General features: G+C 63.1%; 10 protein-coding genes and 1 riboswitch. Of the genes, 3 read left to right on the top strand and 7 right to left on the bottom strand.

The features are described from left to right. Positions 1–34: 34 nt before the first annotated feature. Positions 35–739: a glutathione S-transferase family protein gene (locus BW970_RS00235; protein ID WP_076527561.1), complete on the bottom strand. Its 705-nt coding sequence runs from the start codon at positions 737–739 to the stop codon at positions 35–37. 78 nt (positions 740–817) lie between these two features. Between BW970_RS00235 and BW970_RS00230 the strand changes: the two genes are divergently transcribed. Next, entirely contained in the window at positions 818–1,195 is a 378-nt protein-coding gene (locus BW970_RS00230) for a nuclear transport factor 2 family protein (RefSeq protein WP_076527559.1), read from the top strand. 21 nt (positions 1,196–1,216) lie between these two features. Beyond that, a riboswitch (SAM riboswitch) is annotated at positions 1,217–1,297 on the top strand. Between the two features lie 38 nt (positions 1,298–1,335). Further along, positions 1,336–2,517 (top strand): O-succinylhomoserine sulfhydrylase, encoded by a 1,182-nt coding sequence (gene metZ, locus BW970_RS00225; RefSeq protein ID WP_076529071.1) that lies wholly within the window; start codon positions 1,336–1,338, stop codon positions 2,515–2,517. 20 nt (positions 2,518–2,537) lie between these two features. Here the strand turns inward: metZ and BW970_RS00220 are convergent, their stop codons facing one another. Together BW970_RS00220 and BW970_RS00215 are read right to left on the bottom strand one after the other, a co-directional pair. Continuing rightward, on the bottom strand, positions 2,538–2,957 hold the full coding sequence (locus BW970_RS00220; RefSeq protein WP_076527557.1) for a hypothetical protein: 420 nt from the start codon (positions 2,955–2,957) through the stop codon (positions 2,538–2,540). Then, positions 2,954–3,874 (bottom strand): LysR family transcriptional regulator, encoded by a 921-nt coding sequence (locus tag BW970_RS00215; protein ID WP_076527555.1) that lies wholly within the window; start codon positions 3,872–3,874, stop codon positions 2,954–2,956. The genes BW970_RS00220 and BW970_RS00215 overlap by 4 nt, the downstream gene beginning before the upstream one ends. A gap of 111 nt (positions 3,875–3,985) precedes the next feature. Between BW970_RS00215 and BW970_RS00210 the strand changes: the two genes are divergently transcribed. Further along, positions 3,986–5,212: a urate hydroxylase PuuD gene (locus BW970_RS00210; RefSeq protein ID WP_076529070.1), complete on the top strand. Its 1,227-nt coding sequence runs from the start codon at positions 3,986–3,988 to the stop codon at positions 5,210–5,212. 168 nt (positions 5,213–5,380) lie between these two features. Here BW970_RS00210 and rpoC read toward each other — a convergent pair whose 3' ends face one another. From rpoC to rplJ, 4 genes are all read right to left on the bottom strand, one after another. Further along, the gene (gene rpoC, locus BW970_RS00205; protein WP_076527553.1) at positions 5,381–9,628 is read right to left on the bottom strand and encodes a DNA-directed RNA polymerase subunit beta'; all 4,248 of its coding nucleotides are present in this window, start codon (positions 9,626–9,628) and stop codon (positions 5,381–5,383) included. A 46-nt stretch (positions 9,629–9,674) separates the two neighbouring features. Further along, positions 9,675–13,808: a DNA-directed RNA polymerase subunit beta gene (gene rpoB, locus BW970_RS00200; RefSeq protein ID WP_076527550.1), complete on the bottom strand. Its 4,134-nt coding sequence runs from the start codon at positions 13,806–13,808 to the stop codon at positions 9,675–9,677. Positions 13,809–14,049: 241 nt separating this feature from the next. Next, positions 14,050–14,427 (bottom strand): 50S ribosomal protein L7/L12, encoded by a 378-nt coding sequence (rplL, locus tag BW970_RS00195; RefSeq protein WP_076527548.1) that lies wholly within the window; start codon positions 14,425–14,427, stop codon positions 14,050–14,052. Between the two features lie 69 nt (positions 14,428–14,496). Further along, positions 14,497–15,012, bottom strand: a complete 516-nt coding sequence (gene rplJ, locus BW970_RS00190; RefSeq protein WP_076527546.1) for a 50S ribosomal protein L10 — start codon at positions 15,010–15,012, stop codon at positions 14,497–14,499. Positions 15,013–15,087 lie beyond the last annotated feature (75 nt).

The raw sequence follows: 15,087 nt of genomic DNA, 5'->3' as shown, positions 1-15,087 counted from the left end.
ATGCCTGCCCTGACTTCACGGGCAGGCACGCGGCCTAGCGTTTGCCGAACAGAACCTGCTGGGCCTGTTTGTCGATCGGGCCCGGTGCGCGTTTTTCCGCCCCCAGCGCCTTGCCCGCCACAAAACCGGGGCGCTGGTCCAGCGCGGCCAGCCAGCGGGCCATATGGGGTTTGTCGTCCAGCGTCTGTTCCTGCCGCTGCCACAGGATGGCCCAGGGCCAGATCGCCATATCGGCAATCGACACAAAGCCGCCTGCGACATATTCCGATTGCGCCAGCCGCCGGTCCAGCACGCCATAAAGCCGGGCAACCTCGTTGCGGTAGCGGTCCTGGGCATAGGGCAGCACCTGCGGGGGATCCATCTGCGGGGCATAGGACAGGAAGTGATGCGCCTGCCCCGCCATCGGGCCGACGCCGCCCATCTGCCACATCAGCCATTGGTCCACCGCGATGCGGTCGCGCTCTGTGGTGCCATAGAACTGGCCGGTCTTGCGGGCCAGATACTGGAGGATCGCCCCGGATTCAAAGATCGAAACGGGCATTCCGTCCGGCCCCTCCGGGTCCACGATCACCGGCATCCGGTTGTTCGGGCCGATCTTCAGAAAATCGGGATCGAACTGTTCGCCTGCGCCGATATTGACGTAATGCACCTCGTGGGGCAGACCCATCTCTGCCAGCGCGACAGAGATCTTCCACCCGTTGGGCGTGGGCCAATAGTAGAGCACGATGGGCGATGTCATGGCGGTTCTCCGGCTGCTGGCATCAAAGCTGTGCCGAAACCCCGCCCCGCACAAGGGGCAAGCCGACAGGAGGCGTCGATGACCGAGGATGTTCTGGCCCAGGTGCTGGCGGCGGAAACCGCCGTCTGGCAGGCGCTGGCCGACGGGGACATGGCTGCGGACCGCGCGCTTCTGGCGCCGGGGTTCCTGGGCGTCTATCCGACCGGCTTTGCAAACCGCGACGATCATTCCGGCCAGTTGGCCCAGGGGCCGACCATCGACACCTTTCGCATCTCGGACCCACGAGTGATCGCACCGGCCCCGGATCTGGCGCTGTTGGCCTATCGCGCCGACTTTCGCCGCTGCGGATCGGACCGGGAGGAGGCGATGTTCGTCGCGTCGCTGTGGCAGCGGCAGGGTGGCACCTGGATCAACCTGTTCAGCCAGGATACGCCCCAGGGTGCAGCCCTCCCTTGACCTTTGGTCCACGCGGGCGTATCGCGCGTTTGTGGCGCTTTGTTTTCCGGATTGCGGGCCACGTTAAACAAGCCGCTAAAGAGGAGCCCCGGTTCGCCCCGGCGCCTCTGGTGTCCGGGGCTTTTGCTTGGGGGTCCGCCATGGCCGACACTTGGAAGACGCGCACGAAACTGGTCCACGAAGGCAGCCGCCGCAGCCAGTATGGCGAGATGGCCGAGGCGATTTTCCTGACGCAGGGCTTTGCCTATGACAGCGCCGAACAGGCCGAGGCGCGGTTCATCCAGTCGGGACCGGACGAGTTCATCTATGCCCGCTATGGCAACCCGACCACCCGGATGTTCGAAGAGCGCATCGCCGCGCTGGAAGGAACCGAGGATGCCTTTGCCACTGCCAGCGGAATGGCGGCCGTCAACGGGGCGCTGACCTCGATGCTGCGTTCGGGCGATCATGTGGTGTCGGCGCGGGCGCTGTTCGGCTCGTGCCTGTATATCCTGGAGGACGTCCTGACGCGCTATGGCGTGCGCGTCACCTTTGTCGATGGCGCCGATCTGGACCAGTGGCGCGCGGCCGTGACACCCGACACCAAGGCGGTGTTCTTCGAGTCGATGTCGAACCCCACGCTGGAACTTGTTGATATCGCAGCCGTTTCACAGATCGCCCACGAGGTGGGGGCCCTGGTGATCGTGGACAATGTCTTTGCCACGCCGATCTTTTCGCGGGCGGTGGACCAAGGGGCCGATGTTGTCGTCTATTCCACCACCAAACATATCGACGGCCAGGGCCGCGCCCTGGGCGGCGTGATCTGCGGCAGCCGCGACTTCGTGCGCAAGGTGGCGGAGCCCTATCTGAAGCACACCGGCGCCGCGATGAGCCCCTTTACCAGCTGGATCATGCTGAACGGCATGGCAACGCTTGACCTGCGCTGCCGGGCCATGGCGGACAGTGCACTGGCCATCGCGACGGCATTGCAAGGCCATGCCAAGGTGACGCGGATGATCTATCCCGGCCTGTCCTCGCATCCGCAGCACAAACTGGCGATGCGCCAGATCGGCTCGGGCGGCACGATGGTCGCCTTTGATATAGCAGGTGGCAAAGAGGCTGCGTTCCGTTTCATGAATGCATTGCAGATCGCCAAGATTTCCAACAACCTGGGCGATGCGAAAACCATTGCGACGCATCCCGCGACCACCACGCACCAGCGCCTGCCGGACGATCAGAAGGCGCGGCTGGGCATCACCCCCGGCCTGATCCGTCTGTCGGTGGGGCTGGAGGATGCGGGCGATCTGATCGACGACCTGCTGCGCGGGCTGGCAGCGGCCTGAGGCGCCGTTGCGCGCGGGCCTCAGGCCCGCGTGCAACTGTCGACGGTGCGGGCGATGACCCGGCCACGGCTGTCTGTCATCTCCCAGACATCTATCAATGTGCCATCCTGCGCCGGTTTCAGCATCAGCGTGAACAGGCCGGGGCCAAGCCCCCCGCGTTCTTGCCCGCGGGCGGTCATCGTGTCACCGCCCACCACCTGCCAGGGGCCGAAGGTGCGAAACGTTCCATAGCCGGTCTGCCGCCCTTCGGCGATGAAGGTGCCATCGCCCAGCACGATCAGATAAAAGCTGCGGGTAAAGCCGGACACATGTTTGCCCGCGCCATCCAGATCCGCATGATCGCTGCGACAGGACCATTCGCCCACGAACCGCGCATCGCTGGCCATGACCGGCCCCGCCAGCCCGACAAGGGCAAGGCCAAGGATCAGCGCCTGTCTCATAGCCCCATGACCTTGGCCGCCAGATCGGCCTTGATCCGGGTGGCCATGAAATCCACCAGCAGCCGTGTCTTGGGGTCTTTCAGACGTCGATGCGGCATCAACGCCGACAGTTGCACCGGCAAGGGCGGCGTGGCCACCGCCACCGGCACCAAGGCGCCGGACCGCAGATGGTCGGCCACCTCGAACAGCGGCTTCAGCACGATACCCCATCCCTCCAGCGCCCAGCCGGTCAGAACATCGCCGTCATCGGTCTCGAACGGGCCGGTGATCTCGAACCGCTGTGGGCCGTCGGGGGTGACAAGCGTCCATTGGAACTCGCGCGCGCCGGGAAAGCGCAGGTTCAGGCACTCGTGCCGGTCCTGCACCAGCGCGGCGCCATCGGCCGGCATCCCACGGCGCGCGACATAGGCCGGGGCGGCGCACAGCAGACGGGGGCAATCGGCGATGACCCGGACCTTGAGGTTCGAATCCTCCAGAATCCCCAGATGAAAGGCCACATCCAGCCCTTCGGCCGTCACGTCGATGGAACGGTCGGACAGCCGCAGCCGCAGGTCGATCAGCGGCCAGTCATGTTTGAAGGCCGGAACCAGGGGCGCAATCAGCCGCCGCCCTACCCCCAGTGGCGCCGCAATATGCAGCGTGCCGCGGGGGTTCTGCGTGGCATCGACGACCGCCGCCTCGGCCTCGTCAATCGCCTCCAGCACCTTGCAGGCCCCGTCATAGAACAACCGCCCGCTTTCCGTCGCTTGCAGGCTGCGCGTGGTCCGGTTGAACAGGCGCACACCCAGATGCTTTTCCAGTTCCGAGATCCGGGCCGAGGCCACCGCCGGAGAGGTGCGTTGATCGCGGGCGGCCGCGCTCATGCTGCCCAATTCATAGACACGCACGAACATGCGGATATTGTTCACATAGGACATGGGTGGACCACGGGCATTTTTCGGGCTGGTTTGAAACTGCTTGGCGATTGCCTGTGCTAACAGAAAGATGCGCGCCGGTATAGCCTGCGGCAAACAGGGGAGATGCGGGCCATGTATGACCTATACGTTTTCGGCGCCTGGGCGGAATTTGCCGTGCGCTGGCTGCATGTGATCACGGCCATCGCCTGGATTGGCTCCAGCTTCTACTTCATCGCGCTGGATCTGGGGCTGCGCAAGGCGCCGGATCTGCCCGAAGGGGCGCATGGCGAGGAGTGGCAGGTGCATGGCGGCGGATTCTATCATATCCGCAAATATCTGGTGGCCCCGGCGGCGATGCCCGAGCATCTGACCTGGTTCAAATGGGAAAGCTATGCCACCTGGCTGTCGGGCTTTGCCCTGCTGGCACTGGTCTACTATCTGGGCGCGGAATTCTATCTGGTGGATCCTGCGGTGATGGATCTGCCGATCTGGGGCGCGGTGCTGATCTCTCTGGGGTCGCTGGCCTTTGGCTGGATGGCCTATAACCAGATCTGCAAGACCTTTGTGAATGCGAACCAGACCCTGGTGATGGTGGCGCTGTTCGTCGTGCTGGTTGGCATGGCCTATTTCTACACCAGCGTCTTTTCGGGCCGGGCGGCGATGCTGCATCTTGGGGCGTTCACCGCGTCAATCATGTCGGGGAACGTGTTCTTCATCATCATGCCCAACCAGCGGGTGGTGGTGGCCGACCTGCAAGCGGGCCGCAAGCCCGACCCGAAATATGGCAAGATCGCCAAGCAGCGCAGCACGCACAACAATTACCTGACGCTTCCGGTGATCTTCCTGATGCTGTCGAACCACTATCCGCTGGCCTTTGCCACCGACAACACCTGGATCATCGCCTCACTCGTGTTTCTGATGGGGGTGACGATCCGGCATTGGTTCAACTCGAAACATGCGCGCCTTGGCAATCCGCACTGGACCTGGGGCGTGACGGCGGTGCTGTTCGTGCTGATCATGTGGTTGTCCACCGCGCCCCTGCGCATCGGTGACGAGGATCAGGCGGCGCTGACCGGCGCCCCGGCCCGTTTCGCCGCTGCGGAGGGGTTCGCCGACGTCAGCGACATCGTCATGGGTCGCTGTTCGATGTGCCATGCCGCCGAACCCGGCTGGCAGGGGCTGGCCTGGGCACCGAAGGGCGTGGTGCTGGACACCCCCGAAGCGGTGGCCCGCCATGCGCGCGATATCTGGCTCCAGTCGGGGCTAAGCCATGCGATGCCCCCCGCAAACCTCAGCTTCATGGAAGAGGAAGAGCGCGCGGCGATCCGCCGCTGGTTCCGCACCGCCACCGAAGGCTGACCCGCACCGAACCGCCCTGCCGCCCGCCCTGCGCTCATGCGCGGGGCTTTTTCATGGGCTGCGTCCGCCAGCAACGGGACCGCGCCCCGCCCTGCCCGGTCCAGCAGGCCGAAACGCGAAAGGCCCCGGCAGTGGTGCCGGGGCCTTTCATCTCATCTCACGTCACGATCAGAGATCGCGGCTCTCGACCGTATCCACCAGACCCGAGGCGACCTCGGTCTCGGCCACGTCCATCGGGGCGGCCAGCGCAGCGGCCGCTTCGGCCTCGGCACGGCGTTCCTCGATCACCGCCTGATCGCGTTCGGAGGCGATGCGCTTGACGCGGCTGGTGGCACCGCCCGTCCCTGCCGGGATCAGACGACCAACGATGACGTTCTCTTTCAGGCCAACCAGCTTGTCGCGTTTGCCCATCACCGAAGCTTCGGTCAGAACGCGGGTGGTTTCCTGGAACGACGCCGCCGAGATGAAGCTGCGGGTTTGCAGCGACGCCTTGGTGATGCCCAGCAGAACCGGCTCGCCCGATGCGGGGCGGCCACCACGGGCCATGACCTTGGCGTTTTCTTCCTCCAGCTCGGTCTTGTCGACCTGCTCGCCTTTCAGCAGCGTGGTCTCGCCGGAATCGAGGATCTCGATCTTTTGCAGCATCTGCCGCACGATCACCTCGATGTGCTTGTCGTTGATCTTCACGCCTTGCAGACGATAGACGTCCTGCACTTCGTCGATCAGGTAGTTGGCCAGCGCCTCGATCCCCATGATCCGCAGGATGTCATGCGGTGCGGGATTGCCGTCCATGATGTAGTCCCCACGCTGCACGAAGTCGCCTTCCTGCACCGGGATGTGCTTGCCTTTCGGCACCATGTATTCGACGGCTTGCAGCGTGTCGTCCACCGGCTCGATCGAGATGCGGCGCTTGTTCTTGTAGTCCTTGCCAAAGCGCACATAGCCATCGAGTTCGGCGATGATCGCGTGATCCTTGGGACGACGGGCCTCGAACAGTTCCGCCACGCGGGGCAGACCCCCGGTGATGTCCTTGGTCTTGGCACCTTCGCGCGGGATACGCGCCACGGTGTCGCCGGCCTTCACCTCTTGCTGGTCTTCAACCGACAGAATGGCATCGACCGACATCGGGTAGCTGATCGGATTGCCCTGTTCATTGCGCATGGGTTCGCCGGTTTCGGGATCCATGATGATGATTTCAGGCTTCAGATCGTTGGCACGCGGGGCCGAGCGCCAGTCAGACACGATTTTCTGCGTCATGCCGGTGGCTTCGTCGGTATCTTCGCGGACCGACAGGCCCGAGACCAGATCGACGAATTTCGCAACACCCGCCTTTTCGGCGATGATCGGCAGGGTATAGGGATCCCATTCGAACAGCTTGGTGCCACGTTTCACCGCCGCGCCTTCGCGGACGAACAGCTTGGTGCCATAGGTCAGCTTGTGGACGGCGCGTTCCTGCTCGTTCTCGTCGATGATGGCGATCGACATGTTCCGGCCCATCACGATGATGTCGCCATTGGCGGCTTCCAGCGTGTTCGGGTTGCGGTATTCGATCTTGCCTTCCTGCGACGCTTCGAGGAACGACTGCTGACCACCCTGCGCGATGCCGCCGATGTGGAAGGTCCGCATCGTCAGCTGCGTGCCGGGTTCCCCGATGGATTGCGCGGCGATGATGCCGACGGCCTCACCCTCGTTCACCATGGTGCCGCGTGCAAGGTCACGGCCATAGCAGGTGGCGCAGACGCCTTCCTCGGCCTCGCAGGTCAGCGGCGAGCGGATCTTGACGTTCACCACGCCTGCCGTGTCGATGGCATCGGCCTTGCGCTCGTCGATCAGCACGCCTTTGGCCAGCAGCACGTCGCCGGTTGCCGGGTCGATCACATCCTCTGCCGTCACGCGGCCCAGCACACGCTCGGCCAGCGAGGCGACAACCTCGCCATCGTTGATCGCTGCCTCTGCGGTGATGTAGCGATCCGTGCCGCAATCGAGCGAACGCACGATGCAATCCTGCGCCACGTCCACCAGACGCCGCGTCAGATAGCCGGAGTTCGCCGTCTTCAACGCGGTATCGGCCAGACCCTTCCGGGCCCCGTGGGTGGAGTTGAAGTACTCCAACACGGTCAGACCTTCCTTGAAGTTCGAGATGATCGGCGTCTCGATGATCTCGCCCGAAGGCTTGGCCATCAGACCGCGCATCCCGCCCAGCTGCTTCATCTGCGCAGGCGACCCCCGTGCCCCGGAGTGGGACATCATATAGACCGAGTTCGGTTCCTTTTCGGCGCCCATGTCGTCGGTGCGGACGGCCGAGATTTCCTTCATCATCTCGGCGGCCACGGCATCCGAGCATTTCGACCAGGCATCGACAACCTTGTTGTACTTTTCGCCCTGGGTGATCAGGCCGTCCATGTACTGTTGTTCGAATTCCTTCACCTGATCGCGGACGCCGTTCACGATGTCCCACTTGTTGTGCGGGATCAGCATATCGTCCTTGCCGAAGGAGATGCCGGCCTTGAACGCCTCGCGGAAGCCCAGACCCATGATCTGGTCACAGAAGATCACCGATTCCTTCTGGCCGCAGTAGCGGTAGACGGTGTCGATGACGTTCTGCACGTCCTTCTTGCGCAGCAGGCGGTTCACCAGTTCGAACGGCGCCTTTGCGTTCAACGGCAGCAGGTTGCCCAGGCGCAGACGGCCGGGGGTGGTTTCAAACCGCTTCCAGACCTCGTTGCCTTCCTCGTCGATCTGCTTGATCCGCGCGGTGATGGTCGAGTGCAGGTGCACCTCGCCAGCGGCAAGCGCGTGTTCCACCTCGTCGATGTCGCGGAAGATCTTGCCTTCGCCCTTCATGCCCTTGCGGTTCATGGTGACGTAGTACAGGCCAAGCACCATGTCCTGCGACGGCACGATGATCGGGCTGCCGTTGGCAGGCGACAGCACGTTGTTCGTGGACATCATCAGAACGCGCGCTTCAAGCTGGGCTTCCAGCGAGAGCGGGACGTGAACGGCCATCTGGTCGCCGTCAAAGTCGGCGTTGAAGGCCGAGCAGACCAGCGGGTGAAGCTGGATCGCCTTGCCTTCGATCAGGATCGGCTCGAACGCCTGGATGCCCAGACGGTGCAGCGTCGGCGCACGGTTCAGAAGGACCGGGTGTTCGCGGATGACTTCATCCAGAATATCCCAGACCTCGGGGCGCTCTTTCTCGACCAGCTTTTTCGCCTGTTTCACGGTCGAGGACAGGCCCTTGGCCTCCAGCCGCGAATAGATGAACGGCTTGAACAGCTCGAGCGCCATCTTCTTCGGCAGACCGCACTGGTGCAGCTTCAGTTCTGGCCCGGTCACGATGACCGAACGGCCCGAGAAGTCCACCCGCTTGCCCAGAAGGTTCTGACGGAAGCGGCCCTGCTTGCCTTTCAGCATGTCGGACAGCGATTTCAGCGGGCGCTTGTTGGTGCCCGTGATCACGCGGCCGCGACGGCCGTTGTCGAACAGCGCGTCCACCGCCTCTTGCAGCATCCGCTTTTCGTTGCGCACGATGATGTCGGGCGCACGCAGTTCGATCAGCCGCTTGAGGCGGTTGTTGCGGTTGATGACGCGACGATACAGGTCGTTGAGGTCCGAGGTCGCAAAGCGGCCACCGTCCAGCGGCACCAGCGGGCGCAGCTCCGGCGGGATCACCGGCAGGACCGTCAGGATCATCCATTCCGGACGGTTGCCCGAATCCAGGAAATGCTCGACGACTTTCAGCCGCTTGATGATCTTCTTCGGCTTCAGCTCGCCGGTGGCCTCTTTCAGCTCCTCGCGCAGCTTGTCGGCCTCGGCTTGCAGGTCGATCATCGTCAGCATCTCGCGGATGGCTTCCGCGCCGATGTTGGCGGTAAAGGCGTCAGCCCCCCACTGGTCCTGCTTGTCGAGGAATTCTTCCTCGGTCAGCAACTGGCCATAGGTCAGGTCGGTCAGACCCGGCTCGATCACCACATAGTTTTCGAAATAGAGGATGCGTTCCAGATCGCGCAGCGTCATGTCCAGCATCAGGCCGATGCGGCTGGGCAGCGATTTCAGGAACCAGATATGCGCAACCGGCGAGGCCAGTTCGATATGGCCCATCCGTTCGCGGCGCACCTTTTGCAGCGTGACTTCCACGCCGCATTTCTCGCAGACGACGCCGCGATACTTCATGCGCTTGTATTTGCCGCACAGGCATTCGTAGTCCTTGATCGGCCCGAAGATGCGCGCACAGAACAGGCCGTCGCGCTCGGGCTTGAAGGTCCGGTAGTTGATCGTTTCGGGCTTCTTGATTTCCCCATACGACCACGACAGGATCCGCTCGGGCGAGGCCAGCGAGATCTTGATCTCGTCAAAGGTCTTGGGCTGCGCCATCGGGTTGAACGGATTGGCGGCAGAAGTGATTTCCTGGTTCATCTTGCGTCCTTAGCTAAGGGGAGCGGTTGAGAGAGGGCCGAAGCCCTCACTCCTCCTCCGCATCCAGGAGTTCCATGTTCAGGCCGAGGCCGCGGACTTCCTTCACGAGCACGTTGAAGCTCTCGGGCACGCCCGCTTCGAAGTTGTCCTCGCCCTTGACGATGGATTCGTAGACCTTGGTCCGGCCTGCCACGTCGTCGGACTTGACCGTCAGCATCTCTTGCAGGGTATAGGCGGCGCCATAGGCTTCGAGTGCCCAGACCTCCATCTCCCCCAGACGCTGACCACCGAACTGCGCCTTGCCGCCCAGCGGTTGCTGAGTCACGAGGCTGTACGGGCCGGTCGAACGGGCGTGCAGCTTGTCGTCCACCAGGTGGTGCAGTTTCAGCACATACTTGACCCCGACCGTGACAGGACGCGCGAACTGCTCGCCGGTACGGCCGTCGAACACGATCGACTGGCCAGACTGGTCGAACCCTGCCCGGCGCAGCGCGTCGTTCACGTCGGCCTCTTTGGCCCCGTCAAAGACCGGGGTGGCAATCGGCACGCCGCGCGTGACGGTCTGCGCGCTTTCGACAAAGGCATCGTCATCGACATCGCCAAAGGCCGCGTCATAGGTCTCGTCGCCATAGGCGATCCGCATGGCTTCCTTGACCGGGGTCAGGTCGCCGTTGCGGCGGTAATCGGCCAGCGCCTCGTCGATCTTGATCCCCAGGCCGCGCGCGGCCCAACCCATATGGGTTTCCAGAATCTGACCGACGTTCATCCGCGACGGCACGCCCAGCGGGTTCAGCACCAGGTCAACCGTGGTACCATCGCCCAGGAACGGCATGTCCTCCATCGGGACGACTTTCGAGACCACGCCCTTGTTGCCGTGACGACCGGCCATCTTGTCGCCGGGTTGCAGCTTGCGCTTCACCGCGACGAACACCTTGACCATCTTCATCACGCCGGGGGGCAGATCGTCGCCACGGCGGACCTTTTCGACCTTGTCCTCGAACCGATGTTCCAGGGCGCGTTTCTGCGCGTTGTACTGGTCGTTCAGCGCCTCGACATCCTTGGCCAGGTCTTCTTCGGCCACTGCCAGTTGCCACCACTGGCCACGGCTCAGCGTGGACAGCAGATCGTCGTTGATCTCGGAGCCGGACTTGACGCCCTTCGGCCCCTTGACCGCAACCTTGCCCATGATCAGCGTTTTCAGGCGCGCATAGATGTTGCGCTCCAGAATGGCCAATTCGTCGTCGCGGTCGCGGGCGAGGCGTTCGACTTCCTCGCGCTCGATCTGCAACGCGCGTTCGTCCTTGTCCACGCCATGCCGGTTGAACACCCGCACTTCGACCACGGTGCCATAGGCGCCGGGCGGCAGGCGCAGCGAGGTGTCGCGCACATCCGATGCCTTTTCGCCAAAGATGGCGCGCAGCAGTTTTTCTTCCGGCGTCATCGGCGATTCACCCTTGGGGGTGATCTTGCCGACCAGAATGTCGCCCGGCTGCACTTCGGCCCCGATATAGACGATGCCCGCCTCGTCAAGGTTGCGCAGGGCTTCCTCGCCGACGTTGGGGATGTCACGGGTGATCTCTTCCGGCCCCAGCTTGGTATCGCGGGCGGCGACCTCGTATTCCTCGATGTGGATCGAGGTGAAGACGTCATCCTTCAGGATGCGCTCCGAGATCAGGATCGAGTCCTCGTAGTTGTAGCCATTCCACGGCATGAAGGCCACGACCACGTTCCGGCCAAGCGCCAGTTCGCCCATGTCGGTGCAGGGACCATCGGCGATGATCTCGTTGCGCGTCACGACGTCGCCCACCTTCACGATGGGGCGCTGGTTGATGCAGGACGACTGGTTCGACCGCTTGAACTTGCGCAGACGATAGATATCGACGCCCGGCTCGCCCGGCTCCAGGAATTCGGTCGCGCGCACAACGATACGCTGCGCGTCCACCTGGTCGATGACCCCGCCCCGGCGTGCCATGATCGCGGCGCCAGAATCGCGGGCCACAACGCCCTCGATCCCGGTGCCGACAAAGGGCGCGTCGGATTGCAGCAGCGGAACCGCCTGACGCTGCATGTTCGAGCCCATCAGCGCGCGGTTGGCGTCGTCGTTTTCCAGGAACGGGATCAGCGAGGCCGCAACCGACACCAGCTGTTTCGGCGAAACGTCGATCAGATCGACGGCTTCGGCCGGGTTCAGCATGAATTCACCGGCCTTGCGGGTCGATACCAACTCGTTCACGAAACGACCGTCGTCGTCGAGGTTGGCGTTCGCCTGCGCCACGGTATGGCGCATTTCCTCGGTCGCGCTCAGATAGATCACGTCATCCGTAACCTGCCCATCGACCACCTTGCGATAGGGGGTTTCGATGAAGCCGTATTTGTTGACGCGGGCATAGGTGGCCAACGAGTTGATCAGACCGATGTTCTGGCCTTCCGGCGTTTCGATCGGGCACATCCGGCCATAGTGGGTCGGGTGAACGTCGCGCACCTCAAAGCCCGCACGCTCACGGGTCAGACCGCCCGGCCCAAGGGCCGACAGGCGGCGCTTGTGGGTGACTTCGGACAGCGGGTTGGTCTGGTCCATGAACTGCGACAGCTGCGAGGAGCCGAAGAATTCGCGGACAGCCGCAGCCGCCGGTTTGGCGTTGATCAGATCCTGCGGCATGATCGTGTCGATTTCCACCGACGACATGCGCTCCTTGATGGCGCGCTCCATGCGCAGCAGACCAACGCGGTACTGGTTTTCCATCAACTCGCCGACCGAGCGCACCCGGCGGTTGCCCAGGTGGTCGATGTCGTCGATCTCGCCCTTGCCGTCGCGCAATTCCACCAGGCCCTTGATGCAGGCGATGATGTCTTCGCGGCGCAGGGTGCGCTGGGTGTCGGCGGCATCCAGATCCAGACGCATGTTCATCTTGACCCGGCCCACGGCGGACAGGTCGTAACGTTCACTGTCAAAGAACAGGCTGTCGAACAGGTTCGCGGCCGCATCCAGCGTCGGCGGCTCGCCGGGGCGCATGACGCGGTAGATGTCCATCAGGGCACCGTCACGGTTCATGTTCTTGTCGGCCGCAACGGTGTTGCGGATGTAGGGGCCGACGTTGATGTTGTCGATGTCCAGCACCGGAATGTCGATGATGCCCTGATCCAGCAGCGTCTTGAGCGAGCCGCCCTTGACTTCGCCGTCGCGGTCCAGTTCCCAGGTCAGCTCGTCACCGGCCTCGACCCAGATCTCGCCGGTTTCCTCGTTGATGATGTCGCGGGCGACGAAACGGCCGAGGATATGGTCGAACGGCACCAGCAATTCGGTGACGGCGCCTTCGTCGATCCATTTCTTGACCATCCGCGGCGTGGCCTTTTCGCCTGCCTTGAGGATGACCTCGCCGGTGGCCGCATCAATCAGATCCCAGGTCGGACGGGTGCCGCGCACGCGCTCGGGGAAGAAGCGGGTGACCCAGCCCTTGTTGCGCTCGTAGCGGTAGGACACGGTGTTGTAATAGGCCGCCATGATGGCGTCCTGATCCATGCCAAGCGCATAGAGCAGCGTCGTCACCGGCAGCTTGCGGCGGCGGTCGATACGGGCGAACACCAGATCCTTGGCGTCGAATTCGAAGTCGAGCCACGATCCGCGATAGGGAATGATCCGGCAGGCGAACAGCAGCTTGCCCGAGGAATGCGTCTTGCCCTTGTCATGGTCAAAGAACACGCCGGGGCTGCGGTGCATCTGGCTGACGACCACGCGCTCTGTGCCGTTCACCACGAAGGTCCCGTTCGCGGTCATCAACGGCATGTCGCCCATGTAGACATCCTGTTCCTTGATGTCTTTCACGGACCGGGCGCCGGTATCCTCGTTCACATCGAACACGATCAGGCGCAGCGTCACCTTCAGCGGCGCGGCATAGGTCATGTCGCGCTGCATGCATTCGTCAACGTCGTACTTCGGCTTCTCCAGTTCGTATTTCACGAACTCGAGCACGGCCGTATCGTTGAAGTCCTTGATCGGGAAAACCGACTGGAACACCCCCTGAATCCCGTCGCCGTCGGCGGGCTTGTCGCCGTCGCCAGACCGCAAGAACAGGTCATAGGACGATTTCTGAACCTCGATGAGGTTCGGCATTTCAAGAACTTCGCGGATTTTGCCGAAGTGGCGGCGAATGCGCTTCTGGCCAACGTAAGCTTGCGCCATGCTCGTGGTCACCTTTCGTCATCTCGGCGCGTCTCTCCGTCGGGCCACGGAGGAGCGCCTTTCGAACGCGGATGTCTTGGGTTCCATGCCTGCCCGCCGTCCCACCGGCGGGCTCCCGAACCCGGACCTTTCCGGAACGGCGCACCTGGATGCGCCCTTCAAGACAGGTCTGGCCGGACCCGGGGTTCCCCGGATCCGGCCTGATGACAGTGTCAGGATGCGTCGCGCATCCCGGACATGATCACTTCAGCTCGACTTTCGCGCCAGCTTCTTCGAGCTTTTTCTTCATGGCTTCGGCGTCGGCTTTCGAGATGCCTTCTTTCACCTTGCCGCCAGCTTCGACCAGGTCCTTGGCTTCTTTCAGGCCCAGACCGGTGATCGCGCGCACTTCCTTGATCACGTTGATCTTGTTGGCGCCGGCATCGGTCAGGACGACGTCGAATTCGGTTTTTTCTTCTTCGGCGGGGGCAGCTGCACCAGCAGCCGGGCCAGCCATCATCACAGCGCCGCCAGCGGCGGGCTCGATGCCGTAGTCGTCTTTCAGGATCGTTTTCAGTTCCTGGGCCTGCAGCAGCGTCAGGTTGACGATTTGCTCGGCGAGTGCTTTCAGATCAGCCATTTTTCAGTTCCGTTCGATACTAGATGGGGTTCCGACGACGGGATGTCCAGTCGAAGGCATGGGGAAGTCTCAGGCAGCTTCGCGTTCCTCAAGGGTCTTGAGGATTCCAGCGATGTTCGCCGCAGGCGCGCCGATCGCACCAGCGATGTTCGAAGCAGGGGCACCGATGCACGAAACGATCTGAGCGATAAGCTCTTCACGCGACGGCATGGCTGCCACGGCCTTGACACCGGCCTGGTCGAGAACCGCATTGCCCATAGCGCCGCCAAGGATCACGAACTTGTCGTTCTTCTTGGCATAAGCTTCGCAGACCTTCGCCGCAGCGACGGGGTCATCCGAATAGGCAAACACGGTCATGCCCTTGAGCAGTTCGGTCATGCCCTGTCCGGGCTTGCCTTCAAGGGCGATCTGGGCGAGCTTGTTCTTGGCAACGCGAACGCCCCCGGCGACGGCACGCATGTCCGCCCGCAGGGCCTGCATCTGAGAAACCGTCATGCCTTCGTAGTGGGCAACCACCACGACGCCAGAGCTTTCGAAGATCTGGCCGAGTTCCTCGACCACTTTCTCTTTCTGCGCTCTATCCACAGGTTTACTCCAAGTTTGGGGGTTTCCCCCCGGCTCGTTTTCGCCCTGCCCTTGCGGGCCGGGCGGTCGGGTCCG

The sequence above is a fragment of the Gemmobacter megaterium genome (assembly GCF_900156815.1).
Classification (GTDB): Bacteria; Pseudomonadota; Alphaproteobacteria; order Rhodobacterales; family Rhodobacteraceae; genus Wagnerdoeblera; species Wagnerdoeblera megaterium.
The sequence above is the reverse complement of the archived record's forward strand: the minus strand, read 5'-3'. Positions and strand labels throughout refer to the sequence as shown.

Bases quoted from the DNA above. Each gene is read 5' to 3' on its own strand.
- BW970_RS00235 (WP_076527561.1), bottom strand. From the start codon at position 739: ATGACATCGCCCATCGTGCTCTACTATTGGCCCACGCCCAACGGGTGG.
- BW970_RS00220 (WP_076527557.1), bottom strand. From the start codon at position 2,957: ATGAGACAGGCGCTGATCCTTGGCCTTGCCCTTGTCGGGCTGGCGGGG.
- BW970_RS00230 (WP_076527559.1), top strand. From the start codon at position 818: ATGACCGAGGATGTTCTGGCCCAGGTGCTGGCGGCGGAAACCGCCGTC.
- rpoB (WP_076527550.1), bottom strand. From the start codon at position 13,808: ATGGCGCAAGCTTACGTTGGCCAGAAGCGCATTCGCCGCCACTTCGGC.
- BW970_RS00215 (WP_076527555.1), bottom strand. From the start codon at position 3,874: ATGTCCTATGTGAACAATATCCGCATGTTCGTGCGTGTCTATGAATTG.
- rpoC (WP_076527553.1), bottom strand. From the start codon at position 9,628: ATGAACCAGGAAATCACTTCTGCCGCCAATCCGTTCAACCCGATGGCG.
- rplL (WP_076527548.1), bottom strand. From the start codon at position 14,427: ATGGCTGATCTGAAAGCACTCGCCGAGCAAATCGTCAACCTGACGCTG.
- metZ (WP_076529071.1), top strand. From the start codon at position 1,336: ATGGCCGACACTTGGAAGACGCGCACGAAACTGGTCCACGAAGGCAGC.
- BW970_RS00210 (WP_076529070.1), top strand. From the start codon at position 3,986: ATGTATGACCTATACGTTTTCGGCGCCTGGGCGGAATTTGCCGTGCGC.